This is a genomic window from Streptomyces sp. P9-2, assembly GCF_051903975.1.
Classification (GTDB): Bacteria; Actinomycetota; Actinomycetes; order Streptomycetales; family Streptomycetaceae; genus Streptomyces; species Streptomyces cellulosae.
Genome location: NZ_CP192633.1, coordinates 6,869,879 through 6,891,908, shown reverse-complemented (window position 1 = coordinate 6,891,908; position 22,030 = coordinate 6,869,879). Strand labels below are relative to the sequence as shown.

The 22,030-nt window shown below is 72.9% G+C and carries 16 protein-coding genes (1 of these 16 only partly in view); 6 read left to right on the top strand and 10 right to left on the bottom strand.

Annotation, left to right across the window (positions count from 1 at the left end; translation table 11 throughout):
- The first annotated feature begins 12 nt into the window (after positions 1-12).
- From hypB to hypE, 5 genes are read left to right on the top strand one after another with little or no spacing between them, the layout of a single operon-like run.
- Positions 13-783 (top strand): hydrogenase nickel incorporation protein HypB, encoded by a 771-nt coding sequence (gene hypB / locus ACQY0Z_RS31120; RefSeq protein WP_254585459.1) that lies wholly within the window; start codon positions 13-15, stop codon positions 781-783.
- Entirely contained in the window at positions 780-3,113 is a 2,334-nt protein-coding gene (gene hypF / locus ACQY0Z_RS31115; RefSeq protein ID WP_439813190.1) for a carbamoyltransferase HypF, read from the top strand. The genes hypB and hypF overlap by 4 nt, the downstream gene beginning before the upstream one ends.
- 2 nt (positions 3,114-3,115) lie before the next feature.
- The gene (locus tag ACQY0Z_RS31110; RefSeq protein WP_026243684.1) at positions 3,116-3,397 is read left to right on the top strand and encodes a HypC/HybG/HupF family hydrogenase formation chaperone; all 282 of its coding nucleotides are present in this window, start codon (positions 3,116-3,118) and stop codon (positions 3,395-3,397) included.
- A complete protein-coding gene (gene hypD / locus ACQY0Z_RS31105; RefSeq protein ID WP_019523871.1) occupies positions 3,394-4,536 on the top strand; it encodes a hydrogenase formation protein HypD in 1,143 nt (380 codons plus the stop codon). Before ACQY0Z_RS31110 ends, hypD begins: the two co-directional genes overlap by 4 nt.
- A complete protein-coding gene (gene hypE, locus ACQY0Z_RS31100) occupies positions 4,529-5,599 on the top strand; it encodes a hydrogenase expression/formation protein HypE (protein WP_439813189.1) in 1,071 nt (356 codons plus the stop codon). Before hypD ends, hypE begins: the two co-directional genes overlap by 8 nt.
- Before the next feature lie 56 nt (positions 5,600-5,655).
- On the opposite strand, the gene hypA is transcribed toward hypE, so the two are convergent.
- From hypA to ACQY0Z_RS31060, 8 genes are all read right to left on the bottom strand, one after another.
- Positions 5,656-6,012 (bottom strand): hydrogenase maturation nickel metallochaperone HypA, encoded by a 357-nt coding sequence (gene hypA / locus ACQY0Z_RS31095; RefSeq protein ID WP_439813188.1) that lies wholly within the window; start codon positions 6,010-6,012, stop codon positions 5,656-5,658.
- Between the two features lie 7 nt (positions 6,013-6,019).
- Positions 6,020-6,154, bottom strand: coding sequence for a hypothetical protein (locus tag ACQY0Z_RS31090; RefSeq protein ID WP_439813187.1), 135 nt, complete (start codon positions 6,152-6,154; stop codon positions 6,020-6,022).
- Positions 6,155-6,252: 98 nt separating this feature from the next.
- Positions 6,253-6,459, bottom strand: coding sequence for a hypothetical protein (locus tag ACQY0Z_RS31085; RefSeq protein WP_439813186.1), 207 nt, complete (start codon positions 6,457-6,459; stop codon positions 6,253-6,255).
- A 43-nt stretch (positions 6,460-6,502) separates the two neighbouring features.
- Entirely contained in the window at positions 6,503-7,099 is a 597-nt protein-coding gene (locus ACQY0Z_RS31080; protein WP_439813185.1) for a DUF5947 family protein, read from the bottom strand.
- Positions 7,096-7,659, bottom strand: coding sequence for a NifU family protein (locus tag ACQY0Z_RS31075; RefSeq protein ID WP_381726464.1), 564 nt, complete (start codon positions 7,657-7,659; stop codon positions 7,096-7,098). The genes ACQY0Z_RS31080 and ACQY0Z_RS31075 overlap by 4 nt, the downstream gene beginning before the upstream one ends.
- A complete protein-coding gene (locus ACQY0Z_RS31070; protein WP_254585466.1) occupies positions 7,652-9,445 on the bottom strand; it encodes a nickel-dependent hydrogenase large subunit in 1,794 nt (597 codons plus the stop codon). The genes ACQY0Z_RS31075 and ACQY0Z_RS31070 overlap by 8 nt, the downstream gene beginning before the upstream one ends.
- Before the next feature lie 67 nt (positions 9,446-9,512).
- The gene (locus ACQY0Z_RS31065; RefSeq protein WP_254585467.1) at positions 9,513-10,604 is read right to left on the bottom strand and encodes a hydrogenase expression protein HypE; all 1,092 of its coding nucleotides are present in this window, start codon (positions 10,602-10,604) and stop codon (positions 9,513-9,515) included.
- A gap of 1 nt (position 10,605) precedes the next feature.
- The gene (locus ACQY0Z_RS31060) at positions 10,606-12,207 is read right to left on the bottom strand and encodes a hypothetical protein (protein WP_439813184.1); all 1,602 of its coding nucleotides are present in this window, start codon (positions 12,205-12,207) and stop codon (positions 10,606-10,608) included.
- A 155-nt stretch (positions 12,208-12,362) separates the two neighbouring features.
- On the opposite strand from ACQY0Z_RS31060, the gene ACQY0Z_RS31055 reads away from it, so the two are divergent.
- The gene (locus ACQY0Z_RS31055) at positions 12,363-12,620 is read left to right on the top strand and encodes a hypothetical protein (protein WP_439813183.1); all 258 of its coding nucleotides are present in this window, start codon (positions 12,363-12,365) and stop codon (positions 12,618-12,620) included.
- Between the two features lie 187 nt (positions 12,621-12,807).
- Here the strand turns inward: ACQY0Z_RS31055 and ACQY0Z_RS31050 are convergent, their stop codons facing one another.
- Complete coding sequence (locus ACQY0Z_RS31050; protein ID WP_439813182.1) at positions 12,808-13,416, bottom strand: type VII secretion system-associated protein; 609 nt, start codon at positions 13,414-13,416, stop codon at positions 12,808-12,810.
- A protein-coding gene (locus ACQY0Z_RS31045; protein ID WP_439813181.1) for a lonely Cys domain-containing protein crosses the window boundary here: on the bottom strand, positions 13,409-22,030 show its 3' portion. 24,771 nt of this gene lie beyond the right edge of the window; only the last 8,622 of its 33,393 coding nucleotides appear in the window; its start codon lies beyond the right edge, outside the window; its stop codon occupies positions 13,409-13,411. Before ACQY0Z_RS31045 ends, ACQY0Z_RS31050 begins: the two co-directional genes overlap by 8 nt.

Here is a 22,030-nt window from a genome sequence, read left to right as displayed (position 1 = left end):
GGAGCAGCGCCTATGTGCGAGTCCATGGACGAGGTCTCTCAGGCCGTCCTGGCGAAGAACGACGGCCTGGCCGCGAGCCTGCGTGCGGAACTGGCCGGGCGCGGAGTGATGGTGGTCAACCTTCTCTCCAGCCCGGGCAGCGGCAAGACGGAACTGCTGGCACGGGTGCTGGCACGGGCGGTGGAGCGGCGCGTCCCGGTGGCAGCCCTCACCGCCGACCTGGCCACCGAGAACGACGCCCTGAGGCTCGCCCGGTCGGGGGCACCGGTCAAACAGCTGCTGACCGACGGGCTGTGCCATCTGGAGGCCCGCCGGCTCCGCACCCATGTCGAGGGCTGGCTGCCGGACCCCACCGCGCTGCTGTTCGTCGAGAACGTCGGCAACCTCGTCTGCCCCGCGGCCTACGACCTCGGCGAAACTCTGCGGATCGTGTGCATGGCGGTGACGGAGGGGGAGGACAAACCGCTGAAGTACCCCACCGCCTTCGGCTCCGCCCATCTGGTGGTGCTCACCAAGACCGATCTGGCCGGGCCCGCCGCTTTCGACGCGACAGCATTCGACGCCCATGTGCAGCGGGTCAACCCCGGGGTGGAGGTGGTGCGGTCCTGTGCCCGCGACGGCGAGGGCGTCGACACCCTCCTGGAGCGGGTGCTCGCCGCGCGCGACGGAGGGCCCGTCCACCGGCCTCCCCTGGCGCCCCATCCGCACGGCCACCGCCACGAGCCCGCGGGAGAGGACGCCGAGGGTTCAGCCGGCCTCCTGGCCGGCCACCGCGTCCCGTGACGGCGCCCACCACGCGGGCGGTGCGCCGCCGCGTCACCGTGCGCGGCACGGTGCAGGGCGTCGGATTCCGCCCGTACGTGCACCGTCTGGCCACCGACCTGGTACTGGCGGGGTTCGTGAGCAACACGGCGAGCGGTGTGCTCATCGAGGTGGAGGGACCGCCTGACGGTGTCGCTCGCTTCTGCGAGCGGCTGTGCGCCGAACCGCCGCCGCTGGCCGCCGTCACCGGCGTCGGGATCGAGGACCTGCCCGCCACCGGCGCCGACGACACCTTCCGGATTCGTTCCACCGAGCGGTCCGCGGGCCGCACCCTGCTTCCGCCCGACACGGCGACCTGCACCGACTGCCTGCGGGAGCTGACCGACCCGGCCGACCGCCGCCACCGGCACCCGTTCGTCACCTGCACCCACTGCGGGCCCCGTTTCACCATCGCCACGGGCATGCCGTACGACCGGGCGGTCACGACGATGACCGGCTTCCCGATGTGCCCCGCCTGTGCCCGGGAGTACGCCGACGTCGGCGACCGCCGCTTCCACGCCCAGCCCGTGGCCTGCCCCGACTGCGGTCCCCGGCTGTACCTGGTGGGCGGTCCCGGCAGCGCGATCCGGCCCGCGCGGGGCACGGACGCCCTGGCGTCGGCACGGGCTCTGCTGGCCGCCGGGCGGATCGTCGCCGTCAAGGGCCTGGGCGGCTACCACCTGGCGTGCGACGCCACCGACGTCCGGGCCGTCGACACGCTGCGCACCCGCAAGGGGCGCGGCGGCAAACCGTTCGCGGTGATGTGCGCCGATCTCGACGCCGTGCGGCGGATCGCCACGCTCTCCGCGGCCGAGCGGGCCGCCCTCGTCAGCCCCCGGCGTCCCATCGTCCTGCTGCGCCGACGCGTGCGGCAGGAGGTTCTCGCGCCCGGGGTCAGCCCCGGCAGCCCGTACCTCGGGGTCATGCTGCCCTACACGCCCGTGCACACCCTGCTGTTCGGTCTGCCCGGCGATCCCCCAGGTCCGCGCGTGCTGGTCATGACGAGCGGCAACCGCTCGGGGGAACCGATCGTCACGGACGACGACGAGGCACTGACCCGGCTGTCCGGACTGGCCGACGCCTGGCTCGCCCACGACCGGCCCATCGCCTCCCCGTGCGACGACTCCCTGCTGCGCGTGCGCCGTGACGGTACCGAGCAGGTGCTGCGCCGGTCCCGGGGGTACGTGCCCCGTCCGCTGCGCCTGCCGGTGACGGTGCCGCCCACGGTGGCCGTGGGCGGCGACCTGAAGAACGCGCTGTGCGTCGGCGAGCACGACCAGGCCTGGTTCGGTCCGCACATCGGTGACATGGGTGACCTGACCACACTGGAGGCAGCCCGGCGGGCGGAGTCGCACCTGCGGCGTCTGACCGGCGTCAGCCCCGAACTCGTCGCCGCCGACCGGCACCCGGGATACCACTCGGTCCAGTGGGCCCGCCGGCGAGCCGCACGCCTGCCCCGGCGCACACCCGTGCGCGTCCAGCATCATCACGCGCACATCGCCTCGGCCATGGCCGAGCACGGCCTCGACGGCACCGTGCCCGTGATCGGCGTCGCGTTCGACGGCACCGGGTACGGGGACGACGGCACCGTGTGGGGCGGCGAGATCCTGCTCGCCGACTACGCGGGCTACCTACGCTTCGCTCATCTGACCCCGGCCCCGCTCCCCGGCGGAGACGCGGGTGTGGCCAACCCGTGCCGTCTGGCGCTGGCCCGGCTGTGGGCCGCCGGTGTGGGATGGGACGCGGATCTGCCGTGCGTCGCCGCCTGCTCGGGTGACGAACTGATGCTCCTGGAGCGGCAGTTGTCCCGGGGCGTCGCCTGCGTGCCGACCTCCGGCATGGGCCGGCTCTTCGACGCGGTGTCGTCCCTCGTGGGCCTGTGCCACCGCGCGGGATACGAGGCCCAGGCCGCTGTCGAACTGGAGGCCGCGGCCGGCTCGGCCTGGCACGCGGACTCCTCGGCGTACGCCTTCGGCATCACGGCGGGCGGATTCGACCCGGCACCGGTCCTCAGGGGGCTGGTCGCCGATCTGCGGCGGGGCACCGAAGTCCCCGTGCTCGCCGCGCGCTTCCACCGAGGTGTGGCGCGGGCCGTCGCGGAGCTGTGCCGGCGCGCGCGCCGGGCCACCGGACTGTCCACCGTCACCCTCAGCGGCGGCGTCTTCGCCAACGCGCTGCTGGAGGACGAGTGCACGGCCCTGCTGACCGACATGGGCTTCGCGGTCCTGCGCCACGGCGAAGTCCCCCCGAACGACGGCGGTCTGGCCCTGGGCCAGCTGGTGGTCGCGGCGCACGAACAACAGGAGGAGTGACCATGTGTCTGGCAGTGCCCGGCAAGGTCGTGGCCATCGACGACAGCACCGATCCGCTCACCGGGCTGGTCGACTTCGGCGGTGTGCAGAAACAGGCGTGTCTGGAGTACGTGCGCGACGTGCGAGTGGGTGAGTACGTCATCGTGCACGTCGGATTCGCGCTCCAGCGCCTGGACGAGGAATCGGCTCTGGCCTCCCTGCGGCTCTTCGAGGAGCTGGGGCTGCTGGAGGAGGAGTTCGGCGACGCCTGGGAGCAGGCGGCGAAGGAGGCGGGAGCCCAGTGAGGTACCTCGACGAGTTCAACGACCCCGGTCTGGCCCGGCGCCTGCTGGACGAGATCCGTGCCACCGCCACCCGGCCGTGGGCCCTGATGGAGGTGTGCGGAGGGCAGACCCACTCGATCATCCGGCACGGCATCGACCAACTCCTCCCTGAGCAGGTGGAGTTGATTCACGGCCCCGGCTGCCCCGTGTGCGTCACACCGCTGGAGGTCATCGACAGGGCACTGGAGATCGCCTCGCGTCCCGGCGTGATCTTCTGCTCGTTCGGGGACATGCTCCGGGTGCCGGGCAGTGACCGCGACCTGTTCCGGGTCAAGGGCGAGGGCGGCGACGTACGCGTGGTCTACTCGCCGCTCGACGCCCTGGAACTGGCGCGCCGCCACCCGGACCGGGAGGTGGTCTTCTTCGCCATCGGTTTCGAGACCACGGCCCCCGCCAACGCGATGGCCGTGCACCAGGCACGCCGCCTCGGCCTGACCAACTTCAGCCTCCTGGTGTCGCACGTGCGGGTGCCTCCCGCCATCGAGGCCATCATGACGGCCCCCGCCTGCCGGGTGCAGGGCTTCCTGGCCGCCGGGCACGTGTGCAGCGTGATGGGCACGGCCGAGTACCCGCTGCTCGCCGAGCGGTTCCGCGTACCGGTGGTGGTGACCGGCTTCGAACCCCTGGACGTCCTCGACGGCATCCGCCTCGCCGTCCGTCAGCTGGAGCGCGGCGAGCACCGGGTGGAGAACGCGTACGCGCGCGCCGTGCGCGAGGACGGCAACCCGGCCGCCCTCCGTATGATCGAGGAGGTGTTCGAGGTCACCGACCGGAACTGGCGCGGCATCGGCCCCATCCCCGCCAGTGGCTGGCGGCTGACCGACGCCTTCCGCGCGTACGACGCCGAGCACCGCTTCGACGTCGCCGGAATCCGTACCGAGGAGCCGGCCGAGTGCCGCAGCGGCGACGTGCTCCAGGGCTTGATCAAACCCACCGAGTGCGCCGCGTTCGGCACCACCTGCACTCCGCGCACTCCGCTCGGCGCCACCATGGTCTCCAGCGAGGGCGCCTGCGCGGCCTACTACCTGTACCGCCGGATGAACGCCCCGACACCGCAGGCCGAGAGGGCCGAGCGGGAGGAGATGAATCCCGTTGCCTGAACAACTCGCCGACACGGTCGACCCGGCGAACTGGACCTGTCCCGCCCCCCTGCGCGACCAGCCGGTCGTGGTGATGGGGCACGGCGGCGGAGGGGCGCTGTCGGCGGAGCTGATGGAGCAGGTCTTCGTCCCCGCCTACGGCAACGCCCTCCTCACCGGGCTCGCCGACTCCGCCGTCCTCGAACTGGGCGGCGCGCGGCTGGCCTTCTCCACCGACTCCTACGTGGTCAGGCCGCTGTTCTTCCCCGGCGGCAGCCTGGGCGACCTCGCGGTCAACGGCACCGTCAACGACCTGGCGATGAGCGGCGCCACGCCGGCGTACCTCTCCGCCGCCTTCGTCCTGGAAGAGGGCGTGGAACTGACGGTCGTCGACCGGATCGCGCGTGCCATGGGGGCGGCGGCCGAGGCCGCCCGGGTGACCATCGCCACGGGTGACACCAAGGTGGTGGAGTCCGGGCACGGCGACGGTGTGTACGTCACCACCGCCGGTGTGGGGCTCGTCCCCGACGGGCTGGACATCCGGCCCCAGCGGGCGCGGCCCGGTGACGCCGTCATCGTCAGCGGTCCGATCGGCCTCCACGGGGTGGCGGTCATGAGTGTCCGCGAAGGGCTCGAGTTCGGCGTCGAGGTCGCCAGTGACACGGCGCCGCTCGCGGACCTGGTGGCGGCCGTGCTCGCCGTGACCCCGGACATCCATGTGCTGCGCGACCCCACCAGGGGCGGGCTCGCCGCGTCCCTGAACGAGATCGCCCGCGCTTCCGGAACAGGTGTGCGGCTGCGGGAGCGGGCCATCCCGGTGCCGGACGCGGTGGCGAACGCGTGCGGCTTCCTGGGGCTCGATCCTCTCTATGTCGCCAACGAGGGGCGGCTGGTCGCCTTCGTGCCCCAGGCAGCGGCGGAGGAGGTCCTCGCAGCGATGCACGGCCACCCGCAGGGCGGCGGGGCCGCCCTGATCGGCGAGTGCGTCGCCGAGCACCCCGGCATGGTGGTGGTCTCGACCGGCCTCGGCGGTACGCGGGTGGTGGACCTGCCGCTGGGCGAGCAGCTGCCGCGCATCTGCTGAGCCGGGCGCGCGGACGCGAGTGGGTCCCGCCGACGGGTCGGCGGGACCCACTCGCGCTAGGTGGGGACCGGTGACGGATCGATCCCCGTGATCTGGAGTTCCCGGCCGCTGCGCAGCTCGGTGGAGGGCTGGTCGCAGCGCGGGCACCAGAAGAACGGCGGCATGCCCACCGGGAACTCCTCGGCGCACGGGCCGCACCATGCCCGGGCGGGGACCTGCTCGACCACCAGCCTCGCGTCGGCGAGGGCGGTGCCGTCACGGGCCACCTCGAAGGCGAAATCGAGGGCGTCGGGGACCACGCCCGCCAGCTCACCGACCCGGACGGTCACCGCCGCGACGGTGTCCGTCCCGTTCGTCCGGGCCAGCTCGCCTGCCCGCTCGATGATCGCGGTCGCGATCGACAGTTCGTGCACGGCCGGCTCACGGGTACCGGTGGCCGGCCCGGAAACCGCCGGCCATCCGCCAGATCCGCGCCTCCCGCCTCAGGCTGGGGAACTCCCACACCAGCAGCGCCAGCAGGAGACCACCCGCCACGACGGCCTCGGCTTTCAGCACCCGCCGCCCTGTCGTCCCGGCTCCCCTGCCCACGGCAGCCGGCCTTCGTGCTCGTCGGACATTCATCTTCGGCGACTCCCTGCTGTTCCTCGTCCCGCTCATCCCGGCGAGATGTTCGGCATCGTGTCCGCGAGGGCGTCATGCCGCTTCCAGCGGATCCCGGTGGAGCGCCGCGCGTCGGCGGTGCCGTCCTCGTGGTGACCGGTCTGGTCCTCGTAGCGCCCCCTGTTGCCCTGGTGCATGCCGGCGATGTGCCCCGGCGTGTCGGGCTTCGTCTGGGGCCTGCCCACTCTGATGCTGCCCATGGGATGATCTCCTTCCTCTTCCTCCGACCTGCGGAGTACGTGCTCATGACCGTTCGGTGAGGTCCTCGAAGAACCGCTCGAGGGCCGGCCAGATCCGGCCGCCTCCGGACAGGCCCCGCCACTCCCGGCGTACGACCGCGACCATCCGGTAGCAGTCGTCGATCGGCACGATCCAGTGGTGGTCGAGGCCGTGGACGGTGTTCACCAGCAGTGCCTCCACCTCGGGTTCCACACCGGCGAGCTGCGGACACGCCGCGGCCAGCCGCTGCCAAGCCGCCGCGTCCACCTCCCACCGCATGGCCCCGGCCGGACTCGGGCCCTCGGCGGTGACCGTGCCGTCCGCCCGGGGCACGAAGAAGACCAGGCCGACAGGTACGCCCAGAACGTCCGTGTCGACCCGGGGAAGCCGGACCCGGCGCCGGGGTACGAGCCGGTAGTGGCCGTCGCCCGCCCCGCCCCGTGCGAACAGCACCGAGCAGGGACGGCAGACGCAGCGCACCTCCTGCTGTCCGGTGTCGTACAGGTGGGCGTGTTCGTCGGGCACCGGCGCGGCGCACAGGTCGCACGACTCCGACTCGGCCGCCGCCGTGCGGTCGGCCGAGGCCCGGACGAGGCGGGCCAGCGCTCCGTCCTCGATCACCGGGCGCCTCGGTGCGTCAGCGTGGCCAGCGGTACGAACGCCAAAGCCGCCTGCCGGCCGGAGGGGTCAGGCAGCGATTCCACCGCCGTGAGTTCGGGAGCGGCGGCCAGCACCGCCTCCTGGACCGCGTCGGAGACCTCGGCCGTCCCGCCGCCGCAGCCGGAACCGCACCCGCCGCCCGCCTTCAGACGCACCCGGCCCACGTTCCCCTCCGCCCCGGCCCACTCGACGTCGCCGCCGAGTTCGCGTACGGCGGGCCGCAGCCGTTCGACCGCGCGGGCCGCCCGGCGCTCGGGCGGCTCGGGGTGGATGTCGTGCAGCACCAGCAGGTGCCCCAGCAGCTCGTCGTCGGCCAGGCTTTCGGCCAGTTGGCCGTCCGCCCGGTCCAGGATCCGGGCCAGCGCCTCGCCGTAGACCTCGGTCAGGAGCACGACCGCCTCGGTGGCGGAGCGCGTGGTGGGGCCGGGCGTGGACTGGAGCCCTTCCAGCAGGTCGTCGAGCCGGGCCAGCCGGGCCTCCACGTCCGGGTCCGCCAGCCGCACGTCGCCCGCCTCAGCCATGGTTCGCCCCGTACGTCGGCGAGTGCAGCGTGGTCAGCGTCTTGCCCTTGCCGACGTACATGTGCACGCCGCACGGCAGGCAGGGGTCGAAGCTGCGGACCGTGCGCATGATGTCGACGCCCTTGAAGTCGTCGGGCCCGTTCTCCTCGAAGATGGGCTGGCCCTGGACGGCGTCCTCGTACGGGCCGGGGGTGCCGTACATGTCGCGGGGGCTGGCGTTCCAGGGGGTGGGCGGATACGGGTGGTAGTTGGCGATCTTCTTGTCCTTGATCACCAGGTGGTGGGAGAGGACGCCGCGTACGGCCTCGTGGAAGCCGCAGCCGATCGCCTCGTCGGGCACCTCGTAGTTCTGGAACACCTTGGTCTCGCCGGCCCGGACCAGCCCCATGGCCTCTTCCAGGAACTGCAGGGCCATGGCTGCCGCGTAGGCGATGAAGTACGGCCGGGCGCGGTCGCGTTCGATGGTGTTGCTCCACTGCGGGATGCGCCACTCCAGGGTCGTCTCCGGCAGCGACTCGCCCTTGGGCAGCGAGATGCGCACGCTGTGACCGGTGGCCTTGACGTACGGGGTGTCGACCAGGCCGTTCAGGGCGGTCGACCAGAGCCGGGCGAGCGGGCCGCCGCCGGTGTCGAGAGCGAGATGCTGGTCCGTCCGCTTGTCGTACCAGCGCGGACTCATCACCCAGCTGTACTTCTCGTCGAAGTCGCGCTTCTGCGGCACCGGGACGGTCGTCTGGTTCCATGGGTGGCGCATGTCGACGGGGTTGCCGAGCGGGTCGTGGGTGACGAAGGGCTGTTCGTTGACCCAGTCCTCGTAGTACGAGCTGCCGAGCAGGATCCGCAGGCCGAGGTTGATGTCGACGAGGTTGTTGGTGACCAGCTCACCGTCGACGACGATGCCCGGGGTGACGTACATCTGCTTGCCCCAGGTGTTCATCGTCTCGTACCGGTAGTCGACGGTCATGGGGTCCTGGAAAGCGCCCCAGCAGCCCAGCAGGATGCGGCGGCGGCCGACCTCCTCGTAGCCGGGCAGCGCCTCGTAGAAGAAGTCGAAGACGTCGTCGTTCATGGCGACGGCCTTCTTGACGAAGTCGATGACCCGCATGAGCCGGCTGAGGTAGTCGGTGAAGGTGGTCGGCTGCGGCATCGTGCCGACGCCACCGGGGTACAGGGTGGACGGGTGGACGTGCCGCCCCTCCATCAGGCAGAACATCTCGCGGGTGACCCGGCTGACCTTCAGGGCCTCCTTGTAGACCTCACCCTCGAAGGGGTTGAACGCCCGCATGATGTCGGCGATCGTCCGGTAGCCGTGAATGTCCCCGTGGGGCGCTTCGGTGCGTTCGGCGCGGGCCAGCACACCGGGGTTGGTGGCCTTGACCATCGCCTCGCAGAAGTCCACGAACACCAGGTTGTCCTGGAAGATCGTGTGGTCGAACATGTACTCGGCCGCTTCGCCGAGGTTGACGATGTAGTCGGCGAGCGGGGGCGGCTTGACGCCGTAGGCCATCTGCTGGGCGTAGTCGGAGCAGGTGGTGTGGTTGTCGCCGCAGATACCGCAGATCCGGGATGTGATGAAGCCCGCGTCACGCGGGTCCTTGCCCTTCATGAACACCGAGTAGCCGCGGAACAGCGACGAGGTGCTGTGGCATTCCACGACTTCCCGGTTGGCGAAGTCGATCTTCGTGTAGATGCCCAGGTTTCCGATGATCCGGGTGATCGGATCCCAGGACATGTCCACCAGCTCCGGCGGCTTGCGCTCCGTGGGCCGGGCCTCGGTTGCGGTCATCTGCGGTACTGCCCCTCGCTGTCGGTGTTCCGTGGGTGGGTGTGGGTGGCTCGTGCGGCGCGTGGCATCAGGGCCGCCAGCGCGGGTCGTAGCCGCTGGTGAGTTTCCGCTTGTTGTGGCGCCACTTGGGCTCGTGGTTGACCAGTTCGTTCGTCAGGCCCCGCAGCCGGCGGACCACCGCGCCGTACGGCTTGATGGCCAGCGAGGACAGCGTGCCGCCGGGAGGCTCGTCCATGAACGGCATGAACGCGTCGGGGAAGCCGGGCATCGTGCACCCGATGCAGATTCCACCGACGTTCGGGCAGCCTCCGATGCCGGCCATCCAACCGCGCTTGGGCACGTTGCAGTTGACGACAGGCCCCCAACAACCCGTTTTGACGAGGCATTTGGGTGAGTTGTAGTCCTTGGCGAAGCTGGCCTGCTCGTAGTACGAGCCGCGGTCGCAGCCCTCGTGCACCGTCTTCCCGAACAGCCACTGCGGGCGCAGCATGTGATCCAGCGGTGGCGGGGGTGCGGAGCCGGCCGCGTGGTAGAGGACCCAGATCAGGGTCTCCATGAAGTTCTCGGGCTGGATCGGGCAGCCGGGCACGTTGACGACCGGCAGCCCGCCCTGGGAGGTGTAGTCCCAGCCCAGGTAGTCGGCGAGGCCCATGCAGCCGGTCGGGTTGCCGGCCATGGCGTGGATGCCGCCGAAGGTGGCGCAGGTGCCGGCGGCCACGACCGCCCAGGCCTTGGGGGCCAGTTGGTCGATCCACCAGTTCAGCGTCTGCGGCTCACCGGTCTCCGGGTCGTTCCCGAAGGACGTCCAGTAGCCGTCGCCCTCGATGATGTTCTGGTTGGGAATCGAGCCTTCGATGACGAGGATGAACGGGGTGGCCAGGTCGCCGCGCACCGCCGCCCGGTAGGGAGCGAGGAAGTCCTCCCCGCCCAGGCTCGGTGAGAGCACCTTGTTGACGAGGTTCACCTTGGGCAGGCCCGGGATCAGACCGAGCACCAGGTCCTCGATGGAGGGCTGGCCGGCGGCGGTGAGGGAGACGGTGTCGCCGTCGCAGCTCATGCCCTCGGAGATCCAGAGGATGTGGATCTCGTCGATACCTTGCCGGTCCTCCGCGCGACTGGGTTCCTTGCTGACTTCTGCGGTACTGCTGTCGGTTGTCATGTCATCGGCCTCCGCTGCTGGGGGTCTCGGAGTCGGTCGTCGCCGCCTCGGGGGTGCGGCGGGAGCCGGTGACGGCGGCTCGTCCCGGGGATCGGGCGGGCTCGAGCGGTTCGGGCTCGAGCGGTTCCAGCTCGTCGGGCCGGAAGTAGTGGAAGCGGCCGTACCAGGTGTGCAGTTCGGACGCGGGGTCGTCGTCGAGGGTGACGGCGAGGTGCACGCTGCCGTCGACGTCGTGGAAGACGCCGGCCACTTCGGCGGTCCGTCCGGCCAGGAACATGTCCTGGGCGTCGGCACCCCGTCCCCGTGGTCGAAGCCGGACTCGGCTGCCCCCGCCGAGGGCCACTCCGTCGACGAGGACCGTGTCGGTGGACGGGGAGAAGCCGTCGTCGGCGCCCTCCTGCCACCATGCGGGTCGCTCGGAAGCGGCAACAGGAGCGGCTGTGGCGGGAGCAACAGGTGTCAGGGAGCGGACGGCACCGTGCAGCCGTCGGAAGACCTCCGGGGGCATGGTCTCGACACGGTCGAGGATCTCGGCGGCCCGCAGGTCGGTGGCGCGTGCCTCGCGCTTCTCCTCGTCGGTCAGCAGCATCGTGCGCAGGGTGAGGATTTCGTCGATCTCCGCCGCGTCGTGCAGATCCCCCGGGCTCTCCGGCGCCACCTGTGGGTGGTCGGGCAGGATGATGGGCGAGGACAGCACCATGTGTCCGGTGCCGCCCCCCTGCGGGCCGCGGGAGCGGGCCGGGGCTGCCGGGGACCCACCGCCGAGGACGGGGAAGGTGAACTCGTTCCGGCACCTGCCCGCGTGCGCGGCCAGGTCCGCAGGCGGATCGATCAGCGAGACGAACTCCACGCCTTCACCGCCGACCAGGCAGTGGGTGGCGATGAGCGCACTGCGCAGCGCCTCGTCGCGCGGGGTCCTCGGATCCGGCACGGATCCCGCGTTCGTGGTATGTACCCGGAGTCGGCAGAGGGCCGGCGAGAGCCGCTCGGCGGCGACCGTGGTGCATGCCCGTAGCTCCTCCCGGCGCCGCACCAGCCGGCCGGCGTGACCCGGAAGCGGCTCGATGTCCACCCCGCCGGCCGCTCCTACCGGAACGGTGTGTTCCCTCTGGAGGAGGTCGTCCAGGCAGACCGTGACATCGGCTTCGCGCGGTACAGCCTCGTCGAACGTCAGATGCACCGTGCCGTCGTCGGTCCGCAACGACTCGACGGTGATGTGGCCACCGTCCCGGCCGGTTTCCTGCACCTGCTTGCACTGCACCTGCAGGTATCGGACCCTCACCCGCACGCACGCGTCGGGCCGTCGGATCCGCAGCAGGCACTCGGTCCGCTGGTACCAGGAGTCTGCGGAGCCGGACACACCCGGAACGACGGGGCCCTCCGACTCGACCCAGTCCCGGGGGAAGAGCACCCCGAACTGCCACCGGACGCGGTTCTTGGCCGATGAGCGACGGTAGGGATAGAGGAGGTAGCCCTCGTACAGGACGGCGTCCGCGACGGCGCTCAACTGCTCGAAGTCGTAGGGGGCCCCGTCCGGCGACTCCTCCATGCCACTCCCCGTGACGGCGCACGGCATGCCGCTCCCGACCGGTCCCTGCGACATCGCGCCTCCTCGTCTCCCTGTGCACGCCATGCCTTCCACCACGTTCACATCGCTCATCCGCACTCGCCTCCTATGGCGCACACCGTTGAGCCGTTGGAGGCGCGCCAGGGGTGGTCGGGCGGACGGCGGCCCGGCGGGTGCGATGTGCCTGGGCCGTGCACCTCGCCGTCGCGGGCGGTCGCGGCAGGCAGTGGCTCGGAGAGGAGTCGGAGCGGTCAGGGCGGATACGGCGAGCAGCAGCATCCGGCGGTCCGGTCGCGCAGAGCTGGCCGGAACAGATCTGGACCCCGGCGGAAAGCAAGGCCCTGATCGGGCGCCGCTTCCACAAGGGCTGCACCGTCTGTCGGCATACTCGCGACGTGCTCAGCGTGTTCCTTCGACCACAGGCGTTCGGCGAAGTCGAGGCCTGGTGACCTGAGCGGTCCAGGACCCGGGTCACCGTGGTCACCTTGGCCGCGGCCGTGCCTCGGCTGGGCCAGGGGTGAGTGACCAGAACGTCGGCGGGATGCCGGCAGAGCAGGGACACCTGCGAGTGCTGTTCGGTCAGAAAGCACCCGCCCGGGATGCCGGTGGCGTCGTTCGGGAGCGGGTGGGAGCCGGTCATTCCGGCGGTGTTTCCCCTTCCAGCAGCCCGGCGAGGCCGTCCGTCGGCAGCACCATGCCGACCGGGGCGTTGCTGTTGAGGTAGAGGGCGTGGTCCGGGGGGACGCGGGTGAGGAGGGTGCTGACCGGGAGGTGCGCGAAGGACAGGCGGCCGGCGGCGTGGAGATAGCGGTCGGAGGTGTAGGCGAGGACCACCGGTGTGCCGTCGGGCGCCGAGGCGCGGACCGGTTCGCCGTCCGCGGTGACCAGGACGGCGACTTCGGCGCCGGACAGGGCGGCGGTGACGGCCTCGGCCGGGGCGTAGCCGGTGGTGGCCAGCTGGATGGCACGGTCGATGTCGTCGGCGGGCTCGGGCCAGCCCATCGCCTCCGGGGACGGCCGGTACTCCGGGTTGTCCTCCCACTCGACGATCGTGCCGTCGGAGTCGGAACGCCACTGGCCGACCACGGCCCAGTCGGGCGGCGGTCCCTCGCCCTGCCAGGCGGGGTCGGGCAGGTAGAGCCAGTGGTCGGGGGCGAGGCGGGCGGCCTGGACGTACTCCTCCGGGGGCGCGGGGTCCAGGGTGGTGTCGGCGGCGGCAGGCGTCTCGGCGCCGGGCTCACTCATCTCGTCCTCTTGTCTCGTGCTCTGTCGGTGCAGGCCGTTCGGCGGCCTTGCTCACGTCATCGTCGTCGTCGGTTCGCGGGTCGGCCAGGCCGGTGGTCCTCTCCGCTTCCAGGCGGGCGAGCAGTGCGCGGGCGTGCTCGTCCGGGAACAGTCCCTCGCGGGCCACGGAGGTCCGCAGCTCCTCCTCGGTCAGCGGGTAGACGTCCCAGTACCGGCCCCAGTTGTCGGAGTAGACCGACGCGGCAGCGGAGTCGAACTCGTCCAGGGCGAGCTGGGCGCCGGTCATCACCTCGTGGAAGCTGTGGTGGCCCACCCCGACCAGGATGCTCGCCAGTCCGGCCCGGATGAGGCCGAGGTCGACGGGGACGCCGGCGAACCGGGTCAGGCGGGCCACGTGCGTGATGATCCGGTAGGCGCTGCCCGAGGTGCCGGTCAGTACCAGGCCGCCGGAGTCCTCGGAACGGGCCTGGAAGTCGGCGGACATCGGCAGCGTGTGCTCCATGCCGGCGGGCGACCAGAGCAGCACTCCGTCCCGGACAGCGCGACGCCACTCGGTCTCGCTGAGCGGAGGGTGGACCTCGTCGGGGCGCAGCGGCGTGCGCAGCATCGCCTCCAGATCCTCCATCTCCTGCGCCTCGTCCTCGGGGTCCAGCTCCGCCGCCCGGAGTTCGGCCACCTGCCGCTCGTACTCCTTGAAACGCTCACTCTTGTGGCGGTCGCGGCGCTCCAGGCCGATCACCGGGTGCTGGGGCTCGACGCCGCCCATGAGGTAGGGGACGAGGTCCTTGGCGACGCCGTTGAACAGGAACGTCACCCGCTCGCGCAGGTTTCCGGACTCCACGACCCGTGCGAGGGACTCGTAGTTCTGCCCGACGGCGCCGGCGGACAGCGCGTTCCTGCTGCCGAACAGCCGGTAGTCGAGCCGGTTGTGCAGGGTGATGTTCCAGAATGCCCGGACGACCTTGCCGAACTCGGCGTTGACCTGCTCGTTCTCGCCCAGGTGCGCGGCAACTCGCTGTTCGAAGAGGAGGGCTTCCTGTGCGTAGCGGATGCGGGCGAGGACCCAGGCGGGTGCGGGTCGGTCACCCGGTGGTGCCGTCGTTCCGCGCTTCGTCTCCGCGTCGGCGTCCGTCTCCGAGGAGTGCTCGTCCGTGTCCTCGTCCAGGGTCAGGGCCGGGAAGGATTCGAGGAGCGGGGCGGCGGTCCTCGCGAGGGGCGCCTGGATCGGGCGGGGTGCGTCGCCGGGAGTCGTGGCCTGGGCCGGGCGGGCCTTGTTCCAGGCATCGGCGCCCGGTTCGGCACCGTCCGGCGTCGTCCGCAGGGTGAGGAACGGCTCCCCCGGGGCGCCGGGCGTGGACAGGTCCGCCGGGAAGTCGGTCCACCACACGGTGCGGCCGAGGCGTTGGGCGATCCGCTCGGCAAGGTCGCCGGGGTCACCGTCGTGGGCCGAGTATGCCAGGACGACCGGGACGTCCAGTTCCTTGCCCGTCAACAACGTGTCGTGCGCGAGGAGTTCGAGGAACTCACCGACCGGAACCCGGTGCGTCTCCCCGTCGGAGGTCAGCTCCAGGAGGTCGGGAGCGTTGCCGTCCGGGGTGACCCGTACGAGGTAGGGGGCGGGGCCCTTCCGGTCAGCCCACGGTGTGTCCATCACGCCGGTAGGCGTGCCGAACCGGGCCAGGTCGACCATCGGCGTCTGCTCGGCGGTGTAGTCGCGCCCGTCGCCGCTCCCGTCACCGGCCGTCGTGCTCACGCCGGTGGTGGCGTACACCCCGGACTCGTCCAGGTCGTAGGCGGCCACCACGTCCGGATCGGTGGCGTCCCGGCCTGCCGCGAAGGCACGGGTGAGCAGGTCGAGCAGGGTGTCGCGGTAGCCGTTCGGCCGGGTGCCGGGCGGCAAATGGAGCACCTTGGGCACCCAGGCGCCGAGGTTCGTGCGGGGGGCGTTCAGGGTCTCCTCGGCCTTGACCCGCGCCCAGAACATCCGGGACCGTTCGGCCTCGCCCACCTTGTCCGGGCCGGACAGGTCCAGGGCGGTGACTGCCTCGTCCTCCAGGTCGCCGTCCCGCATCCACTGGGCGGCGGCCTCGATCGCCGGCACCTCCACGAAGCCGACCAGTTCGTCACCCGGCCAGGTGGCCCAGTGGTCCGCCGCCGCGGCCAGCACGCGGCGCACGGCCGCCCGGTCCACCCCGGACGCCGTCTCCGGGTGCGCCGCGACCACCCGGTTGAGCAGGTCCAGCATGAACGGGCCCGCGGCGTCGAAGTCCGTATCGCTGCGCCACATGTGGTCCACGGCGGCCACGCCGCGCAGCAGCTCCGCGAAGTCGGCCGCGTCGTCCACGTCGTGGCCGAAGGTCAGCCGCAGCGCCCGTACCAGACGCAACGTCCCGGCGCGCATCTCGTCGGTGACCTCGCCGTCGCCGGCGTTCAGGCCGGCGACCGCCGCCAGCCGGTCCAGGTCGGCGCCCGAGGGATCGGGGCGGAACAGGGCCCACGCCCGGTGACGTCCCTGCGCGTCGGCGAACAGGGTCCGCGTGTAGCGTCCGTCACGGCTGCGAGTGCCCTGTGAGCCGTAGGACAGCCGGACACTGCGGCCCGTGGAGTTGGCGAGCTGCTGGCCCAGAGAGAGGCTGCTCAGCGGGTCCGGGACGAACGGGCCGGCGTAGGCGTCGCTCGACGTGTTCGGTGGCACGGGGACGGTGCGGTCTCCGGGGGCGCCGCTCCAGCAGACCACGAAGTCGATCCAGTGGTCCTTCGGCAGGCTCGACAGGCTCTTGCGTCGCCTGAGCCACGGCCCGGCCTCCCGCTCGTCGACCGACCTGACGGTGCCGTCCCTCATCGCCAGGTGGAGGCGGCCGGGCGAGCCGTGCACGTCCAGGCGGTAGGCGGCGGTCTCCGCGCCCGGACGCGGCAGTTCGTGCTCGACGGAGATCCGCCCTGTGGCCGGGTAGTAGTGGACGTACGTCGTCATCCGGTCCAGGTGGCGGTCGTCGTCCTCGAAGTCGGTCGCCCACTCCCCGGCGTGGTGCGAGGCGCGGCCGATCTGTTTGCCCGTCAGCGCGCTGACAATGGGGCGGGTGGCCACCTGGTGGTACCAGTCCGGCACCTCGTCGTCGGGGTCGGGTGCCAGACCGGGCTCGCTCGCGGTCCAGTCGCCCTCGGGGGCCCCGGTGCGCCGGACCGTGTCCACGGTGCTCACCCCGTGGTCCGAGCTGAGCGTCACCTCGCCGCTGTGCGCCCACACCGTCAGGCCGGTGCGGTCCGCGAGCTTGCGCGGCAGGTCGAGGTACTGGTCCCCGGCGAAGGGTACGGCCAGCACGATCGGCGTGTCCTTCGGCAGCCGCTCGTGTGCCGCGTCTGCCGCGACCAGCTCCACGAACTCGTCGATGTCCAGTTCCCGCTTCGAGCCGTCCGGAAGCAGTGCCTCCACCCTGTCGTGCCGCCCGCCGGCCGCGACGACGTACGGGGTGACTCCCCGGGGCCAAGGGGGCCGCCGCGTCTCCGCGATGTCGTACGGGCCGCGGCCCTTGTCCTCCAGTACGTCGCTGCGGGTGGTGTCCAGCCCGGCGGCCGGGTCGGTGTCCGGAGCCCAGTTGAGGCCGGGCACACGGCGGCCCCCGACGGTGAAGTGGCGGGCGCGGCCCGGGTCGGTCACGCCCAACTCGGTCAGGTGGAAGGCGGCCAGGGCGGGCAGGCTCACCGCGCGACCGGCCGCGGCGGCCCTGTTCACCAGCCCGAACAGGGCGTCGCGGGTGTCCCGGTCCACGGGTGTGCCCGGGGCGAGGTGCAGGACGCGGGCGGCGAGGGCGTCGACGTCCAGCGGGCTGTGGCGCAGGGTGCGGTCACGGCGGCGCAGGGCGTCGAGGGTCTGCGTCGCGGCCGCGTCCGGCGCCTGGACGACGCGGATGGTCGCCTGCCGCCCCAGGTCGGCCCGGCTGACGCCGGCGAGGGCGCCCGTGCCCGTCCGGTCGTCGGGCACCCGCTTCATGGCCAGCGCCTTGACGCGGAAGTCCTGGGCGGTCAGTCGCGGGGCGTCGGCGGGGAGGTCCTGCTGCAACTGCTGAAGTGCCTGCGTCAGCTGTCGCACGAAGTGGTTGCGGGCGGCCGTCGCGCGCTTCAGACCCCTGTTGCCCTGGCCGTCGGCGCCGTAGCCGGTGACCTCGACGCGCGGCGGGGCCCAGCCCTGTCGGCGGTTGTGCAGCCCGGCGGCGGCCACCTGGTGCGCCAGCCGCCCGATGGTCTCCCGGCCTGCCGGGGACGGGACCGTCGCCTCCCGCACGTAGGCCACGAGGCTGCGGGGAGGGAGCGCGGACGGCACCGGGGCGGCCGGGCTCGTGTACACCGGCTGGGCAGGGGTGGTGGGCGCGGGCGCGGTGGGAGGTGCGGGCAGGAGGGTGGGAGAGGGCGCGAGGGCGGGCGCCGAGGACATCTCCACACCCTCCATGGGCTCCCCCGCCGACGAAGAGCGGGCCTTGGCTGCGACGCCCGGCGCGGCGAACTCCGTCCGCCTGTCGGGCATGTCCCGCACGGTCGGGACCGGGGCGGTGAGGACCGTTGCCGGCAAGTCGCCGGGCGGGTCGAAGTCGAAGGCGGTGACGTCGAAGCCGGCGAGAACGACGTGGCCGAGGTCCGTGCCGTCCAGGACGGAGAGGTCGAAGTCGGTGAGGCCGGTGGTGTCCGGGGCAGGACCGTCCGTCACCGACACAGCGGTGCGGGGCGTGCCGGTGGCCGTCTCCGGCCGGGCTGCGGGCGCCGGCTGACGCGTGCCGGGCGTCGGCACCGTACGGGCGCCGGTCGTCCCGACGTCCGACGCGGTTTCCCCGGCCGTGCCCTCCGTGGTCATGGTGGGCGTGGTCCAGCGCGGGTGCAGGCCCAGTTCCGAGCGGAGGGTGTCGGCGAGTTCGGCGGCGGACTGGGCGTTCGTCGACCCGGTCAGCATGTGGTCCGCGACCCGGCGCACCGCGTCCCGGAAGTCCTCGCCCGCGTACCGGGAGTCGGCGCGCACCTCGTGCGGCTCGGCCGGCAGGACCAGGACGACGGCGGCGGCCCAGGCACGGGAGGCGTCGGCCTCGTCCGTTCCCTCGGGCGCCGTGGCCGTGAAGTCGGCGTACGCCCGCGCCCACAGCCGCCGTGAGGCGTTGGCGGCCGCCGTGTCCGACGCGGCCGTCCAGGCGTCGGGGCCGGTCATCCTGATCCGGGCCAGGTCGAGCGGCGGCAGCGTGGCCGCGGGCAGCCGGTCGTCGCCGCGCAGCGTCATCTCGGTGCGCTGGCCGACGGAGGGCGTGATGCCCGCCGCCTCCAGGTCGCGCAGGCCGACGGTCTCGCCCTCGGCGGGCGGCGACTGCGCGGGCGGCAGGTCGGCCTCCGTCAGCTGGTCGGCGATCCAGCGGCGGGCGTCGGCGTCCCTCGGGACGGACGGCGCCATGGCACTCTCCCCGGTCTCCCGCTCGGTCTCCCGGGCCGCGCCCAACGCCTCCGGGGTGATGCCCAGGGTCCGCAGTCGTGCCTCGGCGTTCTCCAGCCGGAGGCGCGCCACGTCGACGGCTCGGGCGGCCGCCACCGCCGTCTCGTCACCGCCGACCCGCTCCGTCGTTGCGGCCTCGGTGATGGCCCCGCCCACTGCGGACAGCGCCCGCGCGTGGGCGTCCCAAGCGTCGGCGAGGGCACCGGCGGCCTCGGGAACGGGCTCTGCCTGCGCGTCCGTACGGAGCGTCGCCGCGGAGTTGGCGGCAGGCGCGACGGGGCTCGTGGCGTCGGCCGCCGGGTCGCCCTTGGGGCGGCCGGTCCGGTCCCAAGTGCCGGTCGGGGCCGGCTGCCCGTCGGGCCCCGGCAGCATCGCGACGGTGTACGTGCCGGTCGCCGGGTCGTGGTGGAGGGTGGGGGCGCCGCGGGTGGTCCACCAGTTGCGGGCCGAGTTGCGGGCACCCTCGTCGGGGAGGCTGCCCTCCGACGGCCGGGTCCCGGCGGGGCTGCCGTGCGGGACCACGGCGATCACCTCGGTGTTGCCGGCCTTGTCGAGCAGTTCCGCGTCGTGGAAGACCAGTTCGCCGAACTGCCGGGCGGGCACTGCGGCCGGGGTCGGACCCGGCAGCACGAGCCCGTCGGCGTCGCCGTCGGCGACGTAGACGAAGGGGGTGGGGCGTCCCGGTTGCGTCGCCCAGGGCGCGGGTTCGCTGCCGACCGGGACCAGTGAGCCGTCGGGCCCGCGCCCGAGCAGGGTGATCACGCTCGGGTCGAAGGTGCCACGGGGCCGGTCCGTGCCGTCCAGGGTCCGGCCCCATGCGGTGCCATCGGCATTCTTGAGGAGCCGTTCCGGTGCCAGTACGCCCTGTTGCTCCAGGTGGTGGGCGGCCAGTTCGTGGATCCGGCGCGGGTCGCGGCCCACGGCGGCCGCCTGCCGGGCCACGGTCACCGCTTCGCCGAACCGGGCCGGGTCGGGGGCGGGCAGGTGCAGCACAGCGGCTGCGAACGCGCCCCGGTCCACCCGGCTCGTCACCGTGGCCACCTTGAACGACGCCCACACCAGCCGCGACCACTCGGTCTCGCCGACCGGTGCCGTGGCGTCGAGTCCGAGGATCTGCCGGGCCACGTGTCCGCGCTGCGGGGACGCGGCGAGACCGGCCAGCAGGTGGGCCAGGTGCGGCAGCGCGAGCCAGTCGCTCAGCGGGCCCCGCTGCCCGGCGTCGAGGCGGCCGGCGGCCTCGGTGAGCAGGCGGCGGTGGTCCTCCGGGGTGACCGGCGGTACCGGCCCGGGGGTGAGTCCGGCCGAGCGGTGCCGGGCGAGGATCTGCTCGTACAGGTCCAGGGTGAACCGGCGCGCGCCGTCGCGGTTCAGGGCCGGGTCGGCCTCGTGCATCAGGTCGAGCGCGCCCATGCCGCGCAGCAGCTCCGGATACTCCGCGCTCTCGTCTACCGTGGGGCCGAAGATCTCGCGCAGCGCCCGCACCAGCCGCAGGGTCCGCTCCCGTACGGTGTCCGGGGCGGGGCCCCGACCCGTGTGCAGTCCGACCTCGCGGGCCCGCCCGTCGAGCACTTCGCCGGCCGGCTCGGGCCGGAACATGACCCACCGGTGAGCGCGGCCGCGCGCGTCGGTCACGAGGTTGATGTAGGTCTCGGGGTCGTTGTACCGGGCCGGGCCGACCGAGTTCGACAGGACGGTCGCGAACACCGTGCGGCCCGTCTCGTTCGCCATGTGCTGGCCGGTCGCCACGACCGCGAGCGGGTCGGGCACGAACGGCGGCGGTCCGCTGACGTCACCGCCGAGGACGCCGCCGATGCCGGGGCGTGCCGCCGCGTAGCAGATGAGCGGCACCACGGGGTGTCCGGGGGCGAGCGAGGTGAGGCTGCGGCGGCGGGCGAGCGTGCGCGCGAACCGCGGCCCGTCGTCCTCCCGAGGTCCTTGCGGGGTGTGCCACATGACGGTGCCCGGCGCGCCGTGGTTGTTGGGGAAGTACGGTGCCGGCAGGCCGAGTTCGACCCAGGGCAGGGTGGCGGGGGTGCTGCCGTGGTCGTAGCCGCTGCGCAGATAGGTGTAGGAGGTGACCGATCCGAGGCGGCTGTGTTCCAGCGTCCGTGACCAGCCGCCGTCCGCCTCCTGGGCGAGATCCATCGAGATGTAGCCGGTGGACCGGTGTCCGTCGTGGGCGACGGAGAGGGCGGTGACGCGGTCGTCCGCCGTCCCGCCGGACGGTGCGCCCGGGGACGCCGGTGTGTCGGCGAGCCACTGGCCCCGGGTCGCCCGCCCCTCCTCGTCGAGGAGCAGGAGCATCGAGCGGCCCGGGGCGCTCGGGAGGTGTCCGATGCCCGCCCGGCCGGTGGCGGCCCACACCTCGCGGCCGAGCCGGTCGGCCAGTGCGCGTGGCAGGTCCGAGGGGGCGGCGCCGGGCCGTTCCACGTGGAGCAGGACCGCGCCCGGCCGGTTGGCCAGGTCCTGGTCGAGGGCGAGCAGTTCGCGCAGGACCTCGGGGGGCACGGAGCGCGTGAACCCGCCGAGCCCGCGCACCACGACCGCGTCGTCCCGGCCGGCGGCCAGCACGATGTACGGGTCCGGGTCGCCCGGCACGGGACGCCACGGCGCGTCCTCGGCGCCGCCGTCGGCGGTTGTGCCGTCGGGGGTGCGTCGGACCCGGCCGGTGCTGCCCGCGTCGAAGTCGCCCGGCAGGGCTCGCCCGGTCCAGTTCCGGCCGCGTGGGCGGCCTTGGGCGTCGGTGAGCCCGAAGTCCGGGTGGAACACACCGCGGTGGGCCAGGTAGTGGGCGGACAGCGCGTACAGGGAGGTGATCCCCGCCGACGTGGGGACCGTCATGAGTCGTACCAGGGCGCCGCGGGCGGCGGCGTTCACCTGCTCGGCGGGGCCGAGCAGCAGCACCCGGCGGACCATCGCGTCGAGGTCCAGGAATCCGCCGCGCAGGCGGGCGTCGGCCACCCGCAGCCGGTCCAGCCGCTCCAGCACCTCGGCGGCCCGCTCCCGGTCGACGTTGTCGAGGGCGCCGAGGCCGTACAGCGCGTCGAGGAGCGCTTCGCGGTGCCGCTCGGCTTCGTCGGACGTCACGTCCTGGAGCGTGACGACGCCCGGGGAGGTGGCGGGGGCCGTCGTCGTGGGGTCGCCGAG